This window comes from Mesorhizobium sp. B2-4-17 (genome assembly GCF_006441275.1).
Classification (GTDB): domain Bacteria; phylum Pseudomonadota; class Alphaproteobacteria; order Rhizobiales; family Rhizobiaceae; genus Mesorhizobium.
This window is the reverse complement of sequence record NZ_VFUX01000050.1, coordinates 15,768-38,394: the sequence shown is the minus strand read 5'-3', so window position 1 is coordinate 38,394 and position 22,627 is coordinate 15,768. Positions and strand designations below refer to the sequence as shown.

Sequence of the window (22,627 nt, the reverse complement as noted above, 5' to 3'; positions counted from 1 at the left end):
CCCGCCAGGAGCGCAACGGCATCCTGCTCGGCACCTATGAAAAGGCCTGCAAGCCGTGGTCGCCGGTCAACACGCCGTGGGATTTCGGCCACGAACTGCTGCCGCCAGACCTCGACCGCATCGCGCCGTCGCTGGAAATCGGCTTCAAGCATTTCCCCGGTATCGAGAAGGCCGGCATCAAGCAGATCATCAACGGCCCCTTCACCTTCGCGCTCGACGGCAACCCGCTGGTCGGCCCGGTGCAGGGCCTGACCAATTTCTGGTGCGCCTGCGCCGTCATGGCCGGCTTCAGCCAGGGCGGCGGCGTTGGCCTCGCTCTGTCGAACTGGATGGTCCATGGCGATCCCGGCTTCGACGTCTGGGGCATGGATGTCGCGCGTTTCGGCGAATGGGCCGGCCTGCGCTACACCAACGCCAAGGTGCGCGAAAACTATTCGCGCCGCTTCTCCATCCGCTTCCCCAACGAGGAACTGCCGGCGGCGCGCCCGGCGCAGACGACGCCGCTCTACGACACCATGCTCGCCAACAACGCGGTCATGGGCGACTCGTGGGGGCTGGAAACCCCGCTCTGGTTCGCGCCCAAGGCCAAGGAGCCCAAGGACATCGTCTCCTTCCACCGTTCGAACGACTTTGGGCCGATCGGCGAGGAAGTGCGCGCCACGCGTGAGCGTGTCGGCGTTACCGAAATCGCCAACTTCGCCAAATACGAGGTGTCGGGACCGGGCGCGGAAGACTTCCTCAACCGGCTGATGACCAACCGCATGCCGAAGATCGGCCGCATCGTGCTGACGCCGATGATCAACGAGTTCGGCAAACTGATCGGCGACTTCACCATCGCCAAGGCCGCAGAAGACCGCTTCATGATCTGGGGCTCGTCGGCCGCCCAGAAATACCACATGCGCTGGTTCGAGAAGCACCTGCCGAAGGACGGCCCAAAGGGGTCGGAGGTGCGTATTCACCGCTTCGACCAGACGCTCGTCGGCCTTTCGATCGCCGGACCGAAATCGCGTGACCTGCTGCAGAAGCTGGTCGATGTCGACATCTCGACCAAGGCCTTCCGCTTCATGGACTTCCGTGAGATGGCGGTCGGCGGTGCGCCTTGCATGGTCAACCGCATCACCTACACCGGCGATCTCGGCTACGAAATCTGGATGGCGCCCGCCTACCAGCGTCTTGTCTACAAGGCGATTAAGGACGCCGGTGAAGAGTTCGGCCTGGTCGATTTCGGCATGCGCGCTTTGCTGTCGATGCGCCTGGAAAAGAACTTCCCCACCTGGTTCCGCGAGTTGCGCCCGATCTACGGCCCGTTGGAAGGCTCGATGGACCGCTTCATCAAGCTCGAAAAGAACGACTTCATCGGCCGCGAGGCAGCCGCCAAGGAACAGGCGGAAGGACCAAAGCTGCGCCGCGTCTCCTTCATCGTCGATGCTGCCGACGCCGACGTGATGGGCGACGAGCCGATCTGGGCCAAGGTCAGCAAGGATTATGGCACGGTGGAAAAGCCGCATGGCTATGGCGCACCGCGCTTCGACACCTCAGGCAAGGAAGTACGCGGCTCCAAGGCTGCCGAAGGCGCGTCCGCCGTGCGCGGCATCGTCGACGGCGACTGGCGCGTGGTTGGCTGGGTGACGTCGGGCGGCTACGCGCATTACGTCCAGAAGTCGATGGCGCAGGGCTACGTGCCGGCGGCCTTGGCCGAGGACGAAAGCGCCGGGCTGTTCGAGATCGAGATCCTTGGACACCGGCGTCCTGCCCGCATCAATGTCGAAGCGCCTTTCGACCCGAGCGGCGAGAAGATGCGGACCTGAGGGTCGGCCATGGACGGCGCGGCGCCAAAGGGAAGCTTCGGCCGCCATCGCAAGATCATGCCGTTCGAACCGGGCTCGATCGAGGCGCTGCGCGAAGCCTCCCGTGAGAAGGCGGCTTCGCTCAACCAGCATGTGCTGGGCTATGGCGCCCAGGCTGAAGCGGAATGGGCGGCGGCAGGCATTGCCGCCCCCGATCTGCCGGCGATGCGCCAATACCGGCTCGAGCGCATCCGCGCCGAGCTGAAGCGTCGCGGTTATGCCGGTGCGCTGCTCTACGACCCCGTCAACATCCGATACGCGACCGACTCGACCAACATGCAGCTCTGGGTGGCGCACAACCCGACGCGGCATTGTTTCCTCGCTACCGAAGGGCCGGTGGTGCTGTTCGATTATTTTTCCTGCGAACACCTGTCCGACCATTCCGGCGTCGTCGACGAGGTACGGCCGGCGGTGTCATGGATGTATCTCTACAGCGGCGACCTGACCGAGCAGAAGGTCCGCCGCTGGGCCGCCGGCATCGCTGATCTGGTCAGGGAGCACGGCGGCGGTAACAGCCGCATCGCGGTTGATCACATCAACCCGGAAGGCGTCGAGGAACTCGCACGCCTTGGTGTTTCCATTGGCAATGGCGAAGCGGTGATGGAGAATGCCCGGCTGATCAAATCGCCGGATGAGGTTCTTGCAATGCGCCGGGCCATCGTCGCCTGCGAGGCGGCGATGGGTGAGATGGAGCAGGCGCTGAAGCCCGGCATCTCCGAAAACGAATTGTGGGCGGAACTGCATCGCGGCAACATCGCGCGCGGCGGCGAATGGATCGAGACACGGCTGCTGGCGTCGGGCCCGCGCACCAATCCATGGTTCCAGGAATGCTCGTCGCGCATTATCGAAGACGGCGACCTCGTCGCCTTCGACACCGACCTCGTTGGCCCCTACGGCTTCTGCGCCGATCTCTCCCGCACATGGCTGTGCGGCGATACAAAGCCGACCAACGAACAGCGCGACCTGTTCCGCATCGCCGCCGCCCAGATCGAGCACAACACCGAACTGATGCAGCCGGGCATCTCGTTCCGCGACCTTGTCGAACGCTCGGCGGTGCCGCCGGGCGACTGTTTCCCGACCCGTTATGGCGTGCTCTACCACGGCGTTGGCCTCGCCGACGAATACCCGACCCTGCCCCATGCCGGCGACTGGACGCCGGATACACCGGACGGTGTGCTCGAACCCGGCATGGTTTTGTGCGTGGAAAGCTATATCGGCAGGCTCGGTGGCCATGACGGCGTCAAGATCGAAGAGCAGATCCTGATCACCGAAAGCGGCAACGAGCAGCTTTCAACCTACCCGTTGGATGCGAGGCTGCTCGGCTAGTTCGGCAAGAGCGTCGCGCATGGCCCGGACTGTCGTTTCCGGCGTCGTCCTAGCGGTGATGAAGGGCAAGCCTCTGCGTCGTGCAGTCCAGCCGACGGTCACGACCTTGCGCGCAGCCGGCTCGAAACGCTGCGCCAGCGCCCAGCTTTCACAATCAATCGCGGCGACATCCGCCCTGCCCTCGGCGACAGCAACGATCGAGCCGCGATGGCCACCGCTTTCGCTGCGCGATGAAAAGATATCGAGACTTTCGCCAGCCGCCTGCAGATCGCGCGTCAGCGCGATGATGCCCGACATGGAATCCAGGCTGTTGAAGGTGAAGCGCTTGCCCCGGATGACATCGAGCGGCAGCAAGGCCATACCGTCCGCGGGTGACCGCACCTCCGGCCCCTCGCCTGCCCGCATCACCAGTGCGCTCGAATAAAGCTCGCCCTGCCCGCCCTCATAGGCGTCGTAGCTCGGCTGGCCGACCACCTGCACATGGCTCGACAGCCCAAGCTCCATTGGCCCCCAGCAAGCCTGCGCGAACAGCAGCGCCGGGTGCAGCCATATCTCGTGGAAATCGAGTTCGTCCACCGGCAATGTCGCCGGGTCCGGTGCAATCAAAGCTCCCAGGGCATCGCGTATGCCGCCCGGAACCGGCGGCAAATCGCCATTGCGCCGCACGATGGTTTTCGGCGCATCAATGCCTCTTTGCCGGAAGGCCTCGCGCAACTGAGCCCATTGGGCATCGACCTCGCTGAGTGCTTCTGGCCAGTCATACATAGGCAAAGCAGCAACAAATTTGCTCATGCCGGCACTCAATCACCATGTCTGGAGAAAGGATCGCAGAAACACGGCGCCCAATCAGAATTGGGCGACACGGATCCCGGGCTGTCCAGGAACTATTCCTTGGGCGGCTCGGCGGGCACCGGCGCGGTGCCGAGCCCATTGATATTGCGGGCCCGGATGCGTGGCTTGAACGCCCGGCCGTGCTCAGGCGCGCGCCGCAGGACAGGATGCACGATCGGTTCCTTGGCCTTGAAGGCATAGGATTTGATCAGCGCGAAGTAGTTCGGATAGGCATAGCCGTTGTTCATCCGCAGCCAGTCGTCGCGGCGGTCGCGAAACAGTTTCGGCAGCCGATACCAAGCAACGGTGGGGCTCTTGTGATGCACGAAGTGCAGGTTGTTGTTGAGGAACAGGAACGACAGCGGCGAGCGCTCGACGATGACGGTGCGGCCTTCCGGGTGCTCGGACCATTGATGCTCGGCAAAGGTGCGGATCGCGATCAGCGACTGGCCGAGCCAGACCGGCGCCAAAATATAAAGCCACAGCGGAATGCCGAAGCCGAACTGCACGATCGGCACCACGACGGCGAGACCGATGGCATGCAGCAGCCAGGCTTTGCGGACCACCTTGTCGCCGGCCATTGCATGCTTGGCGTCGTCGATGAAGAAGCCGATGCAGGACAGCCACGGGCCGAGGAAAAAGCGGCCAGCCATCGTATTGTTAATCTTGAGCAGGAATTTCATCGTCGGCGGCAGTTCGTCATGCTGCCACAGCGCCTGATAGTAGCTTTCCGGATCGTCGAGCGGATCGGTCAGCCGCTCATCGGCATGGTGGCGCAAATGAAGCGTCTTGAAGCGGCGGAACGGCCAGACCAGACCGATCGGCAGGAAGACGAAAGCTTCATTGATCAACGCGCTGCGCGTCGGATGGCCATGCAGCACTTCGTGCATGATCGACGACTGCAACGCCAAGGTGAAACCGAGCATGACGAGCGCCAGGATGGGATAGGAGGGCCAGAGCAGGAAGCCGGTGGCAAGCCATGTTCCGTAACAGAAGAAAGCGAGGACCACCGTAGGCCATTCGATGGCCGGTGTACTGCGTCGCTTGATGCTCTTGCCTGCCATGCTATCGACCACTGTCCCTCAGTCGCCGGAACCCCAACTGGTTCCTGACAGCATTGTGTCAGGAGAGATGATTCCACTCAACGCGACAAAGTGTACAAAATGTTGCGTCTGCGCATTTTTGGCCGCATATGTTGTACATTGTAAACAGTCTTAGGGATTCGTTTACGCCTAAAGTCCCCATAAGGCTCTTTCGGCGCAAATTTTTCCTTCCGAAGCAAGGAGCGATAGGATGGATAAACGCGACTTGTCGACGATTTTTCGGGAGCGCCTGAAGCTGCTCCTGACACGCTCGGACCTGAACCAGTCGGCATTCGCGACAGCCGTCGGCATCGACCGGTCGGCTCTGTCGCAGCTCATGTCGGGCGCCTCGACACGCCTGCCGAGGGCCGAAACGCTGCTCAACATAGCAGCCGAATTCAAGGTATCGCTGGACTGGCTGCTTGGCCTCAGCCAGGACGAAGGCGTCACTGGTGAAATCCGCGAAAGCCTGGAGATCGAGGAAGCGCCGGACGGTTTCGACCGCACGCTGCTCGCCAAATGGTTCGCTGAAGCCGCGGGCACCAAAATCCGCTATGTGCCGGCCGGCATTCCCGATCTCCTGCGAACCCACGCGCTCGTCGATTACGAGGCCAACATCACCAACAGGAGCCGTCTGGCACAGGCCAGCGAGACCCGATACCGCATCGAATACAATCGGCGCCCGGAAACCGACATGGAAGTCTGCATGCCGCGTCACACGCTGGAGATCTTCGCACGCGGCCTCGGCGTGTGGGACCGTTTCCCCGCGGCCGACCGTCAGCAGCAGCTTACCCATATGGCGACACTGCTCGACGACCTCTACCCGACCTTTCGCCTGTTTCTTTATGACGGCCGCATGCGCTATTCGATCCCGCTGACCATCTTCGGCCCCTATCGCGCCGCCATCTATGTCGGCGACATGTATGTGGTGCTGAACGCCACTCAGCCGGTGCAGGCACTGACCCGGCATTTCGACAATCTGATCCGTGCCGCCGACGTCAACCCGCATGAGGCCGCTGCCTTCGCGCGCAATCTGGCCGGCATGCCGTTCGCATCAGGCTCTGTCTAAGCGGCGTGAGGAATGGCAACCGCCTGAGCGATGGTCCGGTTGCTATTTCATTGACTAGACATAAAGACTTCTTTATATCCTTATTCGAATTCAGAACACGAAAGCCAATCCGATGACGACCACCAACCCGATCGACGCACTTCTGGCTGAAAAGGGCGTGCTCTTGGCCGATGGCGCCACGGGCACCAATTTGTTCGCCATGGGACTGGAGGCCGGCGAGGCGCCGGAACTGCTGAACGAGACGGCGCCCGACACCATTACCAGCCTGCACCAGAATTTCGTCGATGCCGGCGCCGACATCATCCTCACCAATTCCTTTGGCGGCACCCGCCACCGGCTGAAGCTGCACCACGCGCAGGACCGCGTGCATGCGCTGAACAAGCGCGCCGCCGAAATCGCCCGCGCTGTCGCCGACCAGGCCGACCGCAGGGTGATTGTTGCGGGCTCCGTCGGCCCGACGGGTGAACTGCTGGTGCCGCTTGGCGCCATGACCTATGACGAGGCGGTCGATGCCTTCGCCGAGCAGATCGAAGGCCTCAAGGAAGGTGGCGCCGAAGTCGCCTGGATCGAGACCATGTCGGCGCCCGACGAGATTCGCGCCGCGGCGCAAGCCGCCATCCGCGTCGGTCTGCCCTACACCTATACCGGCTCCTTCGACACTGCCGGGCGCACCATGATGGGCCTGCTGCCGAAAGACATACACGGCGTCGTCGATGGCCTTTCCGAGGCCCCGCTCGGCGTCGGCGCCAATTGCGGCGTCGGCGCCTCCGATATCCTGGCGTCGCTGCTCGACATGACCGACGCGAAGCCGGAGGCGACTGTGATCGTCAAGGGCAATTGCGGCATTCCCGAATTCCGCGGCACCGAAATCCACTATTCCGGCACGCCCGAACTGATGGCCGACTATGTGCGCCTCGCCGTCGACGCCGGGGCAAAGATTGTCGGTGGCTGCTGCGGCACCTCGTTCCAGCATCTTGCCGCCATGCGCAAGGCGCTCGATGCTCACACCAAGGCGGATCGCCCGACGGTTGAGAAGATCGTCGAGCGTATCGGCCCGATGCGCAACAAGGTGGCGACGGAAAACACCGCCGAGACCAGCGAAGCCCGCCGCGAGCGGCGTCGCAGCCGGACCTGATATCTCTCGGTTTATTCGCTGTAGTCGGCGTAGCTTGACTGCGCCGACTTGAAGTCGACGACACTATCGCCGCGCATCGTCATCAGCGCACCCGACGTGGCGGGGTCCGTGATCTGTTCCAGCATGGCGCGAAAACGATCATTGGTCAGCGCCGACATAGCGGTGTGGCGCGCCTGCGCGACATCATCGCTGATGCGTCTGGATTCGGCCGACGGGATTGATGAAACCGCCAAAGCGTCCCGTGCCGGTGGTATCGAACTGACGAACGTTCTGATCTGCAATTCCGGCTCCCTCAAGCCCGTGGACATGACGGGTTTAGCAAGCAGGGGGTTGCGATCCGGTACCGGAAATGCCGCGCAATTTAACGAACTGGACCATTCCGCGAAAAAAGGCCGGCAAGGGAATATCCCCTCGCCGGCCTGCCTCACCCGCTCGTGGGCCGATTTCCGCTGTCGGAACGATCCCATAATCTGAAGAAAACCGGCCGTATTGCCACTACCGGTTACCGCCCAGCGCCGAGGCAAGGCGCACAAGCGAGAGGAACTCGGACCTGTACCCAAACGGGTCGGGCCCCCGGGCGGCAGTGGCGATCTCCATGATCTTGTCGTAGCCGAACTTCGCGGTCGCATCCTCGTCGCGCAACTTCTGGCCGAAGGCCGCGACCGCGACCGAGAAGCGCTGGTCGGTGCCCGCCTGGTCGAACGACGACACCTCGTTGGCCGAGGTCACCGGCGTGGTGATCAGCTTCGAGACGTCCTCGTTCGGCAGCTTATAGCGGATCTTGACGAAGGCATACTCGTCCGCGTTGGCGACACCGCCATTGTTGACCGTGGCCTGACCGTAACGCAGCGGATCGATCTGCTCGCCACCGCTGCCCTTGGGCGTAATCTCATAGATCGCGGTGACCGAATGGCCCGAGCCGATATCGCCGGCATCGACGTGGTCGTTGTTGAAATCCTCACGGTTGAGCGCCCGGGTCTCGTAGCCGATCAGGCGGTATTCCGAGACCTTGCTCGGATTGAACTCGACCTGGATCTTCACGTCCTTGGCGATGGGGAACAGCGTCGAGGAGGCATCCTCGACCAAGACTTTTTCCGCCTCGGCCAGTGTGTCGATATAGGCGGCGGTGCCGTTGCCGTTCTGCGCGATGGTCTGCATCATCCGGTCGTTCAGATTGTCGTGGCCGAAGCCGAACACCGACAGGAAGACGCCGGTCTTGCGTTCCTGTTCGATCAGGCGCTTCAGGTCGTCGTCGTCGCTCTGGCCAACATTGAAGTCGCCATCGGTGGCCAGCATCACCCGGTTGACGCCGTCCTTGACGAAGGATTTTTGCGCCAGCCTGTAGGCCTCCTTGATGCCCGCCTCGCCAGCCGTGCTACCACCGGGCGTCAGCTTGTCGATAGCATTGAGGATCTTGTCCTTTTCGGATGCCTTGGTCGGCTCGAGGACGGTGCCCGCATCACCGGCATAGGTGACGATCGATACGGTGTCGTCCGGCTTGAGCTTGTTGACCAGCAGCCGGAAGGCCGACTGCAGAAGCGGCAATTTGTCGGGTTCATCCATCGAGCCCGAGACGTCGATCAGGAACACCAGATTGGCCTTCGGTTGTTCGGTTGGCTTGATGTCGAACCCCTTGATGGCGACATGCATCAGCTTGGTGTGCGCGTTCCACGGCGTCGGCATGACGCTGACGGTCGAATTGAACGGTGTAGACGCCGAGTCAGGACCCTTCCAGTCATAGGGGAAGTAGTTGATCATCTCCTCGACACGGACCGTGTCGGCCCGCGGCAAGGCCCCTTCCTTCAGCGAACGGCGCACGAAGGAATAGGAGGCGGTGTCGACGTCGATCGAGAAGGTCGAGACCGGATCCTCCGCCGCGGCGTGAATGGGGTTGGTCTTGAAGTCCTCGATGCGATTGCGGTTTTCCCCTTGCGGCGCAATCTGATCGGCCGGCGCCATGGCCGGCTGCCGCACCATCAGTTTGGACTCGCCAGCCTGCATGCGGGCTACCCGCGAGGCGCTGGGCGCGCCAGCGGTATTGTTCAGCGGAAGCGGTGCCGGCGCGGGCTCTGCCAGAACGCCACGCTCCTGAGCGCTCTGCTGTGCCGATCCGGCAGCGGTGGATTCGGGCTTCGGCGGTGGGGGCGGCGCCACAAGCACATCGGCGGCATCGCGGCTTTCGACATCCGCGCCGGCTTTCTTGTCCGTCGTCGGCACCGTGGCCGCGAGCGGCTCGTTGATCGGCTGATCTCTCGGCGCCTGCTTGGCCAGCGGCTTCACTGACGCCGGCTTGTCGGCAAGCGTCTCGGTGACCTTCTGGTCGCCGCTAAACGGCGACGGCTCCCTCAGCAGATGGAAGGCGGCGTATCCGGCGATCGGCAGGGCGACGAGCCCGGCAAGGGCCGGCGTGGCGATGAGTTTCTTTTGCATGATTTCGCTCCAGAGCTTTTGTGCTCGCTCTGTGAGACGAAGACCGCCAATCGATCCTTGGGTGGCTGTCGAAATATTTTCCTGTTCGTATGCGCGCATGGCGGCCTCGAAGGCGCGTGCCTTCGCGCTCTCGCCCGGCGCCGGTACTGCTGTGTCGCGCAGCTTTCTGAGTTCGTTGTCGTCGACCATGGTCACACTTCCCCGGCCGAGCGCATCAGCGTTTTCAGCCGTTTCTTCGCTTCATGGATGTGCCAGGAAACCGTCGTCTCCGAGATCGCCATCGCCTCGGCGGCGGCCGCGTGGCTCAAGCCCTCGCCATAGACAAGCAGCACGGCATCGCGCTGCTTGTCCGGAAGCCGCCGCACCGCCACCCACAGGGCCTCGGACGGGTCTTCCGGTTCGGCCGAGGCCTCGCCGGAAATCAGCGCATGAACACCGTAGGCTTCGGTCTTCACCGTTTCGCGCGCGGTCTTGCGTATCATGTCGCGCGCCGCGTTCATCGTCATGGTGTAGAGCCAGGTCGTGAAGGCGCCGTCGCCGCGATAGTCGCGGATCGCCCGGCCGAGCCGGACACAGACTTCCTGGGCGATATCCTCGGCATCGGCCTTCCTGCCGTACCAGCGATAAGCGGCGCGATAGACGAAGTCGTAGTGACGCTCCAGCAATTTGCCGAAGGCCCCCCGGTCTCCGCCCTTCGCCCGCCTGATCAGTTCGGCGTCGGAGGCTTCGCTCTCATCCAGCATCATCGCCATCATTTGCCTGTTGGACGAAGGCTAATGGCTAATCCTTGGGATCGTGGAAAGATTTTTTGTGAGGTCGTTCTTCCCCTCCCCGTGAACGGGGAGGTGCCCGAAGGGCCCATGAGGGGCGGAGCGAGATCTCGAAGGTTTTCTCGGCCTCGCCGAGCGCCTTCCCCGGCAGAAAGCTCTACACCAGCGTCTCCGCAAACAGCGCCGTCAACCGCCTCCAATGCCGCTCGGCGCCAGTTTCGTCATAGACGCTATGGTCCGGCACACACCAGCCATGCGCCATGCCGACATAGTTCTCGATCGTGTGGTCGACTTCGGCATTCCGCAGTGCCTCCTCCAGCCGCGTCGACTGTTCGGGCGGAAAACTCCGGTCGACACCCGCCATGCCGACATAGATGCGCGCCTTGATGGCGGCCGCCTTGCGGTGCGGGCTGTCGGCGGCATCGCTCGCAAGATTGCCGCCATGGAAACTGGCGGCGGCCTTGATCCTGTCCGGGTAGCTCGCAGCCGCGTTGAGCGCCCGCGCACCGCCCATGCAATAGCCGACGGTGCCGAGCGGGCCGGTGGCACCTTCGGCGGCAAGAGCGTCCAGAAACGCGGCGCTGTCGCTGATGGTCATCTCCTGCGTCGTGCCGGTGACCAGCGCCATCAGCGCTGCCTTGGTCTTCTCGTCGGCGAAGGCGGTCTTGGCATCGAACGGACCATAGGGCGCGTTGCGATAAAAAAGATCGGGAACCAGCACCGCATAGCCCTCGCCCGCCAGCCGCTCAGCCATATCGTCGAGCGCCGGTCGCGGACCGAAAGCGTCCTGATAGAGGATGACCCCGGCCTTGGTCGGTGAGGCGGCGGACGAGCGGAACAGCCCTGCTCTTGCGACACCATCGCCGGTCTTTATCTCGATATTGCGTTTCGCCATGGCCGGGTCCCTTCTGATCGTGGCACATACATATCGGCGCCGGTTGGAAGGGCAAGGCCAGGCTGACGGGCGGCGTTCACAAAAGCGTATCGGCCGGCCACGACGCATATTCCCCGCAGAGGAGCCACGGGGGTGTATGTGGCAAGTGCTTTTCGTGCATTCGCCGGCATCTTTGCCGCCGGCGGCGTGCCGCTAGCGCATGAAGCTCGCCATATGGAAGGCCTGGACCTCCGGCGGATAACGATAGGACGCGCCGTAGGGACAGGCGTAGCGGTCGAGGCAACCGCCGCTGCGGCAGGGCTCGCCATTTGCTCCCCGCACATGCGCCAGGCAGGCCTGATAGGCGAACCCTTCCGCGGAATAGGCATCGATCGGGCAGGATTTCAGGCAGGGTTTGTCGACACAGGTATCACAGAGATGCGGAGCCTCGCGGACTTCTGGAAGTGCGATTTCGTCCGCGAAAAGCAGCGCGCCGCGATAGGCATGCCAAAGCCCGTATCGCGGATGCATGAGAATACCGAGCGGCGACGGTTTTAGCCCCTCTGCCCGCATCGCCCATTGCTGGAATGGCAGATAGGGACGGTCGGAGGGCGAGACGGCGCGGGCACCAAACTTTTCCGCGACCGCACCGATCACGTCGCGTGACCACGTATCGAGCGGATTGGCGACTGCCCGCGGCTGTTTTTGGCGCCAGCGCAGGAAATGCGGCCAGGGTGCCGCACCCGCCTGACCTACGAGCAGGACGGACCTTGCGCCAGCGCCCGAGGCGCTACGAGGAACATCCTCATCATCGGGAAAAACAAAGCCGCCGCGCAGGATGAGTCCGTGGGCGCCAAGCGCGGCCGCGATCTCCTCGATCATGCCGCGCACAGACTCATCCCTTCTTGTCCGGATCGGAGAAAGCGCTCCGCCAGACTTCCTTGTGGATGATGTTGGCGACTTTAGCCCCGCCTGACTCGGGCTCCTTTCAAGTGAAGGCGTCGGGCATCGACCCCTTCTTCCTGGCGATGAAGTCCTTCAGCGCTTCGTCGATGCTCGGGTCGAGATGCGGCGCTTCATAGCTTTCCAGCCAACGGCGGGCGAGATCGTTGGCACGCTGCGGCGCGGTCTTCTCACCCTCGGCCAGCCACTGCTCATAGGAGTTGTTGTCGGCGATGCTGGAGCGGTAGAACGCCGTCTGGAAATTGGCCTGGGTGTGGTCGCAACCGAGATAATGGCTGCCCGGGCCGACCTGGCGGATGGCGTCCATGGCTTGGCCGTTTTCGGACAGGTCGACGCCTTCGCAGAATTTCTGCTGCATGCCGAGCTGGTCGATGTCCATCATGAATTTTTCGTAGCAGGAGGCCAGCCCGCCCTCGAGCCAGCCGGCCGAATGAAGGACAAAGTTGGTACCGGCAAGAATGGTCGAGTTCAGCGTGTTGGCGCTTTCATAGGCCGCCTGCGCATCCGGGACTTTCGAGGCGCACAGCGAGCCGCCGGTACGGAACGGCAGGCCGAGACGGCGGGCGAGTTGGGCTGCACCGTAAGACACCAATGACGGCTCCGGCGTGCCGAAGGTCGGCGCGCCCGACTGCATCGAGATCGACGAGGCGAATGTGCCGAACAGCACCGGCGCGCCCGGCCGGATCAGCTGCGTGAACGAGGCGCCGGCCAGCACCTCGGCCAGAACCTGCGTCAACGTGCCGGCGACCGTCACCGGGCTCATTGCGCCGGCCAGGATGAACGGCGTGACGATGCAGGCCTGGTTGTGGCGCGAATAGACCTTCAGCGCGCCCAGCATGGTCTCGTCGAACACCATCGGCGAGTTGGCGTTGATCAGGCTGGTCAGCACCGTGTTGTTCTCGACGAAGTCGTCACCGAAGACGAGCTTGGCCATCGCCACCGTGTCCTCGGCGCGCTCCGGCGCGGTCACCGAGCCCATGAACGGCTTGTCGGAATATTTGATATGCGCGTAGACCATGTCGAGATGGCGCTTGTTGACCGGCACGTCGACCGGCTCGCACACCGTGCCGCCCGAATGGTGGATCGACGGCGCCATATAGGCGAGCTTTACGAAATTCTGGAAATCCTCGATCGTGGCATAACGCCTGACGCCATCGAGGTCGCGCACGAAGGGCGGGCCATAGACCGGTGCGAACACCGTGGCATTGCCGCCGATCTGCACCGAGCGCTCGGCATTGCGGGCATGCTGGGTATAAATGGATGGCGCGGTCTTCAGCAGCGAGCGGCAGAGACCTTTCGGGAAATGGACGCGCTCGCCCTTGACGTCGGCGCCGGCCTCTTTCCAGAGCTGCAGCGCCTCGGCATCGTCGCGGAAGATGATGCCGATTTCCTCGAGCACCGTATCGGTGTTCTTCTCGATCAGGGCCAGCCCTTCCTCGTTGAGCACCTCATAGACGTTGATCTTGCGCTTGATGTAGGTGAGCTGCGTGCCTGGCCCGCCGCCGGAGCGCGCCGCGCGCCTGGCCGCTGCTCCGCCGCTGGCACCGCGCCCACGCCGCGCGTTTGACGCTTCCTGGTCGACTGCCGCGTGTTCGCTCATGATCGCTCTTCCCTGAATATGGCCTGGCCTGAATATGACCTGGCCTGCCTATTGCTGGTCCATAACCGTTGGGGCCGCATGGCGCGGCTTTCGCCGGATCGTAGCCATGCACCCTATTCGAAACGGCCCGTCCGCGCCAACGCCTGTCGCAAAATCGACAAGAAAACCAATAGATTTTCCAGTCGCTTTCCTTTTGCGGGAAGTCGCAAATCAGCTATGGATACACACCCGTTGCGGGTTAGGTATGAACGCTAATATTTTGTGCCTTGCGACACAGTCGCGATGCCGTAGGGAGCTGGGTAAAAAATGTCCGACGACGAGATCATCCTTTCTGAACTTTCCGACGACGAGTTGGTGCAGCAGATGCACGACGACCTCTATGACGGGTTGAAGGAAGAGATCGAGGAAGGCACGCGCATCCTGCTCGAGCGCGGCTGGGCGCCTTATAAGGTGCTAACCGAAGCGCTTGTCGAAGGCATGCGCATCGTCGGCGAGGATTTTCGCGACGGCATCCTGTTCGTTCCCGAGGTGCTTTTGTCCGCCAATGCGATGAAGGCCGGCATGTTCATCCTGCGCCCGCTGCTCGCCGCCACCGGCGCCCCCAAGCAGGGCAAGATGGTGATCGGCACCGTCAAGGGCGACATCCACGACATCGGCAAGAACCTCGTCGGCATGATGATGGAAGGCGCCGGCTTCGACGTCATCGACCTCGGCATCAACAACGCGGTCGAGAAGTATCTGGATGCGATCGAGCAGCATCAGCCCGATATCATCGGCATGTCGGCGCTGCTCACCACCACCATGCCCTATATGAAGGTCGTCATCGACACGATGAAGGAAAAGGGCATCCGCGACGACTATGTCGTACTGGTTGGCGGCGCGCCGCTCAACGAGGAGTTCGGCAAGGCTGTGGGCGCAGACGCTTATTGCCGCGATGCCGCGGTGGCGGTCGAGACCGCCAAGGACTACATGAAGCGCAAGCACAACGTCCGCGCTTCAGCCTAGCAGATTTGCAATAAAATCAACGACTTAGGCCATAAATAGCGTGTTTCACTAGTTGCCGGCCTGCGCATTTTAAGCAACCTCGGTCTCGATACGAGGATACCTTCTTTGTGCTCGTTTCGCCCCCCATTGCCGTGCTGGATTCTCAACAACCAAGTATGAGAATTCAGCCACAGCAAAACTGAGCCCAACTGCGACAATCGTTCCCCCAATCTGCGCCGACACGCTGGAGAGAGGCAGCCCCGCACTTAGGCTAACCTCTTTGATAAGTGCATAAGCAGGTTGATGAACGAGATACAGCGAATAAGACCGGCTGCCGACGTAGACTGCCAGGGCTCGCATCGACGCCGAACCGGTGAGTGCCTGCCTGTCAGCCGAAACAAGCAGCACTATAGATCCGGCGCTCAGGGCTACGAATCCCATGAAATAGGGAGAAAGCGCGGGCCGCGCCGTCACGATAAGCAAGACCGAGGCGGCAGCCAGCCCAGATTGCAAGATCGAGAGTCGCAGGGCCGCTATGCGCGACATGATCGCAGGCCATAACGACCATGCGAGCGCGATGGAGCATCCGAAAAGCAGCGAATCAGTCCGAACAAACCATAGAAGGTTCCCAAACTGACGAGCAGTGAGGACTTGCAAAAATGCGAGCGCCAGACACGCGACCAGAAGCCACCAACGTACGCCTACGAACGCCAGCACAAATGGCGCAGCCAGATAGAATTGCTCCTCCAGGGACAGACTCCAGTAGGGCCACAGAGGCGAGGGATTGTACGTTCCCATCCACTGATTGACACATGCGTAGATGTAGAAGTTTTCCAGATTGAATAGCGCTGCGACCCAGCTATCAAGCAGCCCATTGCCTTCGCCAAAGCTGCCAAAAGAGTTGAAAACGCTTCCAAGTGCGACGACTGCCGCGCCCCAGAAGAAAGCCGCCGGAAACAACCTGTAGAACCTTCGTCTCCAGAATTGGTAGCCGGTTGCCCAGAACTTGGCTGGGTCTATGTCCCGGATAAGAATTCCTGTAATCAGAAACCCAGAGATTGCAAAAAATAGGTCCACTCCCCCGCCTAGCCAAAAGTAGCCGGTCCAATCCGCCCACTCAGGTACAATGACGACGAAGTGCGCAACCATCGTGATCGCAACGGCGAAGCCGCGTAGCAGTTCAATATCAAGATTCTTCCGTTTCATCCCACAGGACTAGCGCCAACGGCCATCTAGTTCAACAACCGGTAGAGGGTCAGGTTGCAGTTGCGTAGTTAAGCATATTCGCCACCTGTCGCGGTCGTGCCTGCTACCGATCCGGGGAAATAACTTGCAGCACCGCCAATGCCGCCGACGACACCATTGCTACTAACGTCATATCGCTTGGCTAGCCTGAATATCGCGACGGTGCCGGTGCGCGGCGCGCCAAAGGCAAGGTCGTCGTTGGCGTGGACATTCCAACACGGCAGGAGGTGAAGGGCATACTGGCTGAAGCCACTGGCCGCTGGCGCCCGCTATTGATGGTGGCAGCCTTCTGCGGCTTGCGCGCGTTAGAGTTACGCGGTCTCCGGTGGGTGGACATCGAGGCCGCCAACATCCATGTCAGACAGCGTGCCGACCGCTTCAACCAGATTGGCCCGCCGAAGTCAGAGGCAGGCTTTCGAACCGTGCCGCTCCCCTCGCCCGTTGCGGCTGCGTTGGATGCATGGCGGAAAGAATGCCCGAAAGGCGATCTGGTGTTCCCGAATGGAAGCGGCAACGTCGAGCGGCTTTCCAACATCGTGCAGCGCGGTTACAATCCCGCACAGGTCGTGGCCGGTGTCACAAACAAGGACGGGAAGGCCAAGTATGGAATGCACGCCCTGCGGCACTTCTTCGCATCATGGCTAATCAACAGGCCTGCGGATGGCGGCCTCGGCTTGCCATTGAAAACCGTTCAAGAGAGAATGGGACATAGTTCTGTGGCCATCACTGGTGACGTCTATTCGCACCTGTTCCCGCGCGGAGACGATTCCGCCGAACTTGCTGCTGGCGTCAACTCGATCCTCGGATAAGCAACAATTGGAACATAACCGAGAATTGCATAACAAAAACAAGGCAAAAAGCCGCGCCTTGCAGCGCGGCTTTTTTGTTCCCAGATGATCGGGAAGGCTGCGGCTCAGGGTTTGGTGACGGTGTCCTTGACCGCCCTGGCCGTCGATTTGACGTCCTTGCCGACGCCGCGGACGGTGTTCGCGCAGGCCGTAAGGGCCAGGGCACAGGCAAGAACGGCAATAGGTGCTACGCGTAGCAGGTTCATGGACGGCGTCTCCCTCGATAGATAAATTAGCCCCGTGGCAACAAAGGCCGGCTCGACTGGTTCCATCATGGCCAAGACACAGAAAACCAAACCGAATCAAGCGGACAAGGTGCTTATCATCGCCTGCGGGATGATTGCCCGCGAGGTGTTGGCCGTCAAGGAACAGCTCGGGCTGGATCACCTCGAATTGACATGTCTGCCGGCGGAATTTCATTTCTATCCCGACCGCATCGCGCCGGCCATGGACAAGGCGATCGAGAAGGCCAAGGCAGAGGGTTATGAGCACATCTTTGTCGGCTATGCCGATTGCGGCACCGGCGGCCTGCTTGACCGCGTCTTGGAGAAGCACGGAGTCGAGCGCATGGCGGGACCGCATTGCTTCGCCTTCTATCAGGGTATGGAAGCCTACGCGAAGGTTGCCGACGACGACATGATGTCCTTCTACATGACGGACTTCCTGTGCCGTCAGTTCGACGCCTTCTTCATGAAGCCGCTCGGCCTCGACAGGCACCCGGAGCTGATCAAGGACTATTTCGGCAACTACGAGAAGCTGATCTATCTCGCCCAGACGAACGACCCCGAACTCGACAGGGTCGCTGAAAGGGCCGCGGCCCTGCTTGGCCTCACCTATGAGCGGCGTGCGACCGGCTTCGGGGATCTGACGGCAGGACTAGCGAGTGCCGCGGCACATCCCTGACAATCAGGCTGCCCCCTCCTCCGCCCTTAGCGCCGCCAATACGTCGGCAAAGCTCGTCCTGCAGACGAAACCCAACCTGTCTCTTGCTCGCGACGCGTCATAGACCCGGTCGATAGAGGAAAACATCGTCCAGCGTTTTCGTGCGTAGAGCTCCGGAAAGTCCGGAAAATAGCGTGCGACGACCGATGGCGCGTCCCGGATAAGCGCGTCGCAGTCGTTGGGCTGGAACGGCGTCGGCGCTGAGACGATGAAAGCATCGAAGCCGAGTTGTGGCGCCTTCTCCAACGCGGCGATATGTGCCGCCGCAGCGTCCTCCACCGTCAGCCGGCGAAACAGCAGCTCGTTCGCCTTGGTGTTGGCGTCCGACTGTTCGATCGCATGCGCCATGTCATCGGCCTCGGGAAAGAAGCGGGCCGTGCGCAGCACGATCACCGGCAGGCCGTGCTGAAGATGGTAGAGGCGGCAGAGATGCTCGGCCGAAAGCTTGGTGACGCCATAGATGTTGCGCGGCTCGGGCGACATCGCCTCCGTCAGCCAGGCGGCCTTGCGCGCGCCGCCCTTGAAGCCGTCGCGTATCGCTTGCGAAATCATCAGCGACGTCGTCGAGGTGAAGACGAAGCGCTCGACGCCCTCTGCCACCGCCGCATCCAGCAGGTTGAGCGTGCCTTGCACATTGGCAGCGACGAAATCGCTGTTGGCGCTATTCTCGATGTTGGGCTTGTGCAGCGCGCCACTGTGGATGATCGCTTCGATCCGGTTGTCGCGGACAGTGCGTATAACAAGCTCACGATCCGCGATCGAGCCGACAATCTGGGTCTCCGTCGAGGGCACCGGATCGATCCCGATCACCTCATGACCAAGGCCGCGCAGCCGCGGCGCCAGCGCGCTGCCCAGCCAACCCGACGATCCCGTGAGCAAGATTCGCATTTCGTCGCGCCATGATTTTTGTCCCGCGACGCTATTAGGCACGGATGACAGGCTGCCGCGAATGGGTAAATTGTGCGCCAGCCCGAAAAGATGCTGTTCCAGTTAACCGCAACCACCATTGCCGAAGCTCTGGGAGATTTCTCGATTACTAAATTAGCCATTTGCAGAAAATTTCTTTACCATCCATATCGACTTGAACACTGGCATCAATCGCGGACGTGCTGACAATGGGTGTGCTCGACTGGATTACTTTGGGTAATGGCAAGGCGCGATTTGTTGGCCTGCAACTCGGCGTGGACGAAGAGCCTCATGAAGTACTGGCAGTAGAACTGGGAGAAGACGGCGTCTATTTCGGTGAATTTGCTGCTGTATACGAGCCTGATGGAAACCACTACGGCGTAGAAATTATTTCGTTTGGATACAACAGCAAACACAATATTGGGAACCCTCACCCTAGGGCCAGGGCTGCATTCAGCGCTTCCGAGGTCGGGGCAATACGCGATCTGATTTTAGCATTGATCCTCTCGGCGGCTGACAAGCCATATCCATTGAAACGACGGGATTTATTTCGAGGGGGAATATCCTTCCACAACGGATGGATTGTCATGAAATAGCATCAGTTACGTCTAATTTTGGTTGCGGTTGCCACCGAGATATTATCGCGACTGATGATGCCCGGAGCCTGATCACCAAGGATTAACCCGGACGCCCTAGCATCGCGTGCGCCAAGGCCGGAACCGGCCGCGTCTTGTCCAGCGGTGCATCGCGACCATGGAATCCCCGAAGTCGAACATCGTCGTCGTCACCGAAGGCGGGCCGCATATCTGGGCGGTCATCAACGCCATCGCCGACAGTTTGGGTCCCGTCAACGTCATCCTCGAAGCGCCTGAGTCCAAAAAGCAATTGCTGGTCAGGCGCGCCCGGCGCCAGGGTTGGGTCCCCGTCATCGGCCAGTTGGGCACGATGGTGCTGACGCGCCTGGGAAAGCGCTTCTTTGCCGGTCATGCCGACAGGATGATCGCCGAGCAGAACATGCAGCCCGAACCGAAACCGGGGCAGTCGATCATACACGTCCCCTCCGCCAACGCACCCGAAAGCCTGGACGCCATCGCAGGGCTCCAGCCGGACGTCGTGTTTCTCGCCGGCTGCCGGATGCTGACGCGCGCCACGCTGTCGAAAATCGCTTGTCCCGTTATCAATTACCACGCCGGTATCACGCCCAAATACCGTGGCATGAACGGCGGCTACTGGGCGCTGGCATCGGGTGATGCGCAGAATTTCGGCACCACCGTGCTGTTGGTCGATGCCGGCGTCGATACCGGCGGTGCGTTGCGGCAGGCGCGCGGCAAACCCGAACGCGGTGACAACATTTCGAACTATGCGCTGCGGCAGGCCGCATTCTCCCGCGACATCTGCGTTGAGGCGGTCCGCGATGTCCTGGCTGGCAGGCTCGTCACCATCGATCCGGGCCTGCCGTCACGGCAGTGGTATCATCCGACCATCTGGTTCTATCTCTGGACAGGCCTCAGGACCGGAATCTGGTAGCTCTTCCTCGTCCGGACCAGCATGACGCGACGCCGCTTTCCGGCATGCCCAGCCCGCCGCCGGCACACGCCGGAAACGAATAAACGCACCTTTCATTTTACGACATTCAAATGCGTCGCTTTTGAATGCGCGCGCGTCGTCCCATAACAAGCGGGCCAACGAGGCTTGCGGCAATGCTCCAAAGTTCGAGGAGCGAGAATTCATGGCCGATCTTATCGTCGTCTACTGGCGCGACATCCCTGCCCAGGTCATCGTCAAGAAGGGCCGGCAGAACGCCAAGCGCGAACTGCCGCTGCGCTTCACCGAGGCGATCGACATGTGCGCCATGCGCACCGGCGCCGGCGGCACCGATGACTATCTCGCCGAATGGCGCAAGGCCGATCCGGTCTCGGTCGGCGACGATCTCGAAGCCGAGGTCGAAAAGGCCTTTCACGAGCTCGATGCGAAATATGACCGCGAGCGGCTGGTCGCTCTGGTCAAGGCGGGTGGCAAAGAAAATGTCTGACACGACTCCTGTGAAAGATGGCCAAAGGGTTGTCCAGCCGGTTACCCAGGCCACATTGGTCAAGAAGGCAGCGCCGAAATCCGACTACAAGCCGGCCGACGTGTCGCCGCAGCGGCGCGTGCAGCGCTCCTTTGCGGTCAGGCTGTGGTCTATTCGGCACTCGCGATTGCTCGAATGGTTCTATGCCCGCTTCGCCGATACCTTCCTGCTGCTGCATCCCCTGTGGAAAGGCATCGGCTACAGCCGCGTCGAAGCCCCGGTGAAGTTCGTCGAGAAGCGCGTCAAGGGCTTCATGTTCGACTGCCGCATGTGCGGCCAGTGCATACTGTCGTCGACGGGCATGTCGTGCCCGATGAACTGCCCCAAGCAATTGCGCAACGGCCCATGCGGCGGCGTGCGCGCCAACGGCAATTGCGAGGTCGAGCCCGATATGCCTTGCGTCTGGGTCAAGGCCTGGGAAGGCTCGCAGAACATGGTCAACAACGACAAGATCCTGACCGTGCAGAAGCCGGTCGATCAGTCGTTGCGCGAAACTTCGGCCTGGCTACGTGTCACCGCGCAGGCGGCGGCAGCCCGTGAAGCCGCCGACAGCGCCAAGTCCGGAGCCGCCGCATGAGCGACCGTCAGCGCGACGAGAACCCGGACGGCATTCACCTGCCGCTCGATCCCCTGCCCGGCCACTCTTCACGCGGCCGGCTGGAGCGCGTGCTGCGGCGCGGCGAATTCGCGGTGACGACCGAGCTCAATCCGCCGGACAGCGCCGATCCCGAGGATGTCTACAACAGAGCCAGGATCTTCGATGGCTGGGTCGACGCCATCAACGCCGTCGATGCCTCGGGCGCCAACTGCCACATGTCCTCGGTCGGCATCTGCGCGCTTCTGACCCGCATGGGCTATGCCCCGATCATGCAGATCGCCTGCCGCGACAAGAACCGCATCGCCATTCAGGGCGACGTGCTGGGCGGTGCCGCCATGGGTGTCGCCAACATGCTGTGCCTGACCGGCGATGGCGTGCAGGCCGGCGACCAGCCCGGGGCCAAGCCGGTGTTCGACCTCGATTCCATGTCGCTGCTCGAAACCGTCCGCATCATGCGCGACAACGGCAAGTTCCTGTCCGGCCGCAAGCTTACGACGCCGCCGCAGATCTTCCTCGGCGCGGCCGTCAACCCGTTCGCGCCGCCCTTCGACTTCCGCCCGATCCATCTCGGCAAGAAGATCGCCGCCGGCGCGCAGTTCGTGCAGACGCAGTATTGCTTCGACGTGCCGATGTTCAAGACGTTCATGCAGAAGGCGCGCGATCTCGGCCACACCGAGAAGGTGTTCATCCTGTGCGGTGTCGGCCCGCTCGCCTCGGCCAAGACGGCCAAATGGATCCGCTCCAATGTGCCGGGCATCCACATCCCGGATGCCGTCATCAAGCGGCTCGAGGGCGCCCAGGACCAGAAGAAGGAAGGCAAGCAGCTCTGCATCGACATCATCAACGAGGTGAAGGAAATATCAGGCGTCTCGGGTGTCCATGTGATGGCCTACCGCCAGGAGGAATATGTCGCCGAGATCGTCGATGAATCGGGCGTGCTCAAGGGCCGCCAGCCATGGAAGCGTGAGATTCGTCGCGACGATCAGATGGTCGCCGACCGGCTCGACCGCATCTTGCATGAGGACATTACCGAAACCCAGGTGGACATGGTGAAGACCGCGCATTGAGAGCGTGGAACGACCACCAATCGCTTGATCAAAATCAGA

The 22,627-nt window shown here is 61.8% G+C and carries 23 protein-coding genes; 12 read left to right on the top strand and 11 right to left on the bottom strand.

The window, feature by feature from the left end; translation table 11 throughout:
* Both FJ548_RS28235 and FJ548_RS28230 read left to right on the top strand, forming a co-directional pair.
* Positions 1-1,808: FAD-dependent oxidoreductase (locus tag FJ548_RS28235; RefSeq protein ID WP_140779603.1), on the top strand; the 1,808-nt coding region annotated here is incomplete at its 5' end.
* Positions 1,809-1,817: 9 nt separating this feature from the next.
* Positions 1,818-3,173, top strand: a complete 1,356-nt coding sequence (locus tag FJ548_RS28230) for a Xaa-Pro peptidase family protein (RefSeq protein WP_140779602.1) — start codon at positions 1,818-1,820, stop codon at positions 3,171-3,173.
* Here the strand turns inward: FJ548_RS28230 and FJ548_RS28225 are convergent.
* Positions 3,138-3,965, bottom strand: a complete 828-nt coding sequence (locus FJ548_RS28225) for a PhnD/SsuA/transferrin family substrate-binding protein (protein WP_140779601.1) — start codon at positions 3,963-3,965, stop codon at positions 3,138-3,140. The two genes, FJ548_RS28230 and FJ548_RS28225, sit on opposite strands and share 36 nt — an antisense overlap.
* 92 nt (positions 3,966-4,057) lie before the next feature.
* On the bottom strand, positions 4,058-5,068 hold the full coding sequence (locus FJ548_RS28220) for a fatty acid desaturase (protein WP_181168934.1): 1,011 nt from the start codon (positions 5,066-5,068) through the stop codon (positions 4,058-4,060).
* Between the two features lie 229 nt (positions 5,069-5,297).
* Here FJ548_RS28220 and FJ548_RS28215 point away from each other — a divergent pair, with 229 nt between their 5' ends.
* Together FJ548_RS28215 and bmt are read left to right on the top strand one after the other, a co-directional pair.
* Positions 5,298-6,155, top strand: coding sequence for a helix-turn-helix transcriptional regulator (locus FJ548_RS28215; RefSeq protein WP_140612283.1), 858 nt, complete (start codon positions 5,298-5,300; stop codon positions 6,153-6,155).
* Between the two features lie 112 nt (positions 6,156-6,267).
* Positions 6,268-7,290, top strand: coding sequence for a betaine--homocysteine S-methyltransferase (bmt, locus tag FJ548_RS28210; RefSeq protein WP_140698307.1), 1,023 nt, complete (start codon positions 6,268-6,270; stop codon positions 7,288-7,290).
* An 11-nt stretch (positions 7,291-7,301) separates the two neighbouring features.
* Here the strand turns inward: bmt and FJ548_RS30090 are convergent, their stop codons facing one another.
* The 6 genes from FJ548_RS30090 to FJ548_RS28180 form a co-directional block, all read right to left on the bottom strand.
* Entirely contained in the window at positions 7,302-7,571 is a 270-nt protein-coding gene (locus FJ548_RS30090) for a hypothetical protein (protein ID WP_181168933.1), read from the bottom strand.
* A 214-nt stretch (positions 7,572-7,785) separates the two neighbouring features.
* Entirely contained in the window at positions 7,786-9,909 is a 2,124-nt protein-coding gene (locus tag FJ548_RS28200; protein ID WP_140779600.1) for a VWA domain-containing protein, read from the bottom strand.
* A gap of 2 nt (positions 9,910-9,911) precedes the next feature.
* Positions 9,912-10,472 carry an RNA polymerase sigma factor gene (locus FJ548_RS28195; RefSeq protein ID WP_140698315.1) on the bottom strand — a complete coding sequence of 187 codons (561 nt, stop codon included), beginning with the start codon at positions 10,470-10,472 and terminating at the stop codon, positions 9,912-9,914.
* A gap of 175 nt (positions 10,473-10,647) precedes the next feature.
* Positions 10,648-11,385: a dienelactone hydrolase family protein gene (locus FJ548_RS28190; protein ID WP_140779599.1), complete on the bottom strand. Its 738-nt coding sequence runs from the start codon at positions 11,383-11,385 to the stop codon at positions 10,648-10,650.
* Between the two features lie 192 nt (positions 11,386-11,577).
* The gene (locus FJ548_RS28185) at positions 11,578-12,255 is read right to left on the bottom strand and encodes a 4Fe-4S dicluster domain-containing protein (RefSeq protein ID WP_181168932.1); all 678 of its coding nucleotides are present in this window, start codon (positions 12,253-12,255) and stop codon (positions 11,578-11,580) included.
* A gap of 97 nt (positions 12,256-12,352) precedes the next feature.
* The gene (locus tag FJ548_RS28180; protein ID WP_140779598.1) at positions 12,353-13,927 is read right to left on the bottom strand and encodes a trimethylamine methyltransferase family protein; all 1,575 of its coding nucleotides are present in this window, start codon (positions 13,925-13,927) and stop codon (positions 12,353-12,355) included.
* Positions 13,928-14,233: 306 nt separating this feature from the next.
* Here FJ548_RS28180 and FJ548_RS28175 point away from each other — a divergent pair, with 306 nt between their 5' ends.
* The gene (locus FJ548_RS28175) at positions 14,234-14,932 is read left to right on the top strand and encodes a B12-binding domain-containing protein (RefSeq protein WP_140495658.1); all 699 of its coding nucleotides are present in this window, start codon (positions 14,234-14,236) and stop codon (positions 14,930-14,932) included.
* Between the two features lie 69 nt (positions 14,933-15,001).
* On the opposite strand, the gene FJ548_RS28170 is transcribed toward FJ548_RS28175, so the two are convergent.
* Positions 15,002-16,117, bottom strand: a complete 1,116-nt coding sequence (locus FJ548_RS28170) for an acyltransferase (RefSeq protein ID WP_140779597.1) — start codon at positions 16,115-16,117, stop codon at positions 15,002-15,004.
* A 242-nt stretch (positions 16,118-16,359) separates the two neighbouring features.
* Between FJ548_RS28170 and FJ548_RS28165 the strand changes: the two genes are divergently transcribed.
* On the top strand, positions 16,360-16,965 hold the full coding sequence (locus tag FJ548_RS28165; protein WP_140779596.1) for a site-specific integrase: 606 nt from the start codon (positions 16,360-16,362) through the stop codon (positions 16,963-16,965).
* 104 nt (positions 16,966-17,069) lie between these two features.
* Here the strand turns inward: FJ548_RS28165 and FJ548_RS28160 are convergent, their stop codons facing one another.
* The gene (locus FJ548_RS28160; protein WP_140779595.1) at positions 17,070-17,210 is read right to left on the bottom strand and encodes an entericidin A/B family lipoprotein; all 141 of its coding nucleotides are present in this window, start codon (positions 17,208-17,210) and stop codon (positions 17,070-17,072) included.
* A gap of 67 nt (positions 17,211-17,277) precedes the next feature.
* Between FJ548_RS28160 and FJ548_RS28155 the strand changes: the two genes are divergently transcribed.
* Positions 17,278-17,907 carry a DUF1638 domain-containing protein gene (locus FJ548_RS28155; protein ID WP_140779594.1) on the top strand — a complete coding sequence of 210 codons (630 nt, stop codon included), beginning with the start codon at positions 17,278-17,280 and terminating at the stop codon, positions 17,905-17,907.
* A gap of 3 nt (positions 17,908-17,910) precedes the next feature.
* On the opposite strand, the gene FJ548_RS28150 is transcribed toward FJ548_RS28155, so the two are convergent.
* Positions 17,911-18,834: an NAD(P)-dependent oxidoreductase gene (locus FJ548_RS28150; RefSeq protein WP_140779593.1), complete on the bottom strand. Its 924-nt coding sequence runs from the start codon at positions 18,832-18,834 to the stop codon at positions 17,911-17,913.
* Positions 18,835-19,061: 227 nt separating this feature from the next.
* On the opposite strand from FJ548_RS28150, the gene FJ548_RS28145 reads away from it, so the two are divergent.
* The 5 genes from FJ548_RS28145 to FJ548_RS28125 all read left to right on the top strand — a co-directional run bounded on the left by FJ548_RS28145 (position 19,062) and on the right by FJ548_RS28125 (position 22,588).
* Positions 19,062-19,448, top strand: a complete 387-nt coding sequence (locus FJ548_RS28145) for a hypothetical protein (protein WP_140779592.1) — start codon at positions 19,062-19,064, stop codon at positions 19,446-19,448.
* 157 nt (positions 19,449-19,605) lie between these two features.
* Positions 19,606-20,379 carry a formyl transferase gene (locus FJ548_RS28140; RefSeq protein WP_140779591.1) on the top strand — a complete coding sequence of 258 codons (774 nt, stop codon included), beginning with the start codon at positions 19,606-19,608 and terminating at the stop codon, positions 20,377-20,379.
* Positions 20,380-20,581: 202 nt separating this feature from the next.
* Positions 20,582-20,884, top strand: a complete 303-nt coding sequence (locus FJ548_RS28135; protein WP_140779590.1) for a virulence factor — start codon at positions 20,582-20,584, stop codon at positions 20,882-20,884.
* Positions 20,877-21,500, top strand: coding sequence for a methylenetetrahydrofolate reductase C-terminal domain-containing protein (locus tag FJ548_RS28130; RefSeq protein WP_140779589.1), 624 nt, complete (start codon positions 20,877-20,879; stop codon positions 21,498-21,500). The genes FJ548_RS28135 and FJ548_RS28130 overlap by 8 nt, the downstream gene beginning before the upstream one ends.
* Positions 21,497-22,588: a methylenetetrahydrofolate reductase gene (locus tag FJ548_RS28125; protein WP_140612309.1), complete on the top strand. Its 1,092-nt coding sequence runs from the start codon at positions 21,497-21,499 to the stop codon at positions 22,586-22,588. The genes FJ548_RS28130 and FJ548_RS28125 overlap by 4 nt, the downstream gene beginning before the upstream one ends.
* Positions 22,589-22,627: the final 39 nt, after the last annotated feature.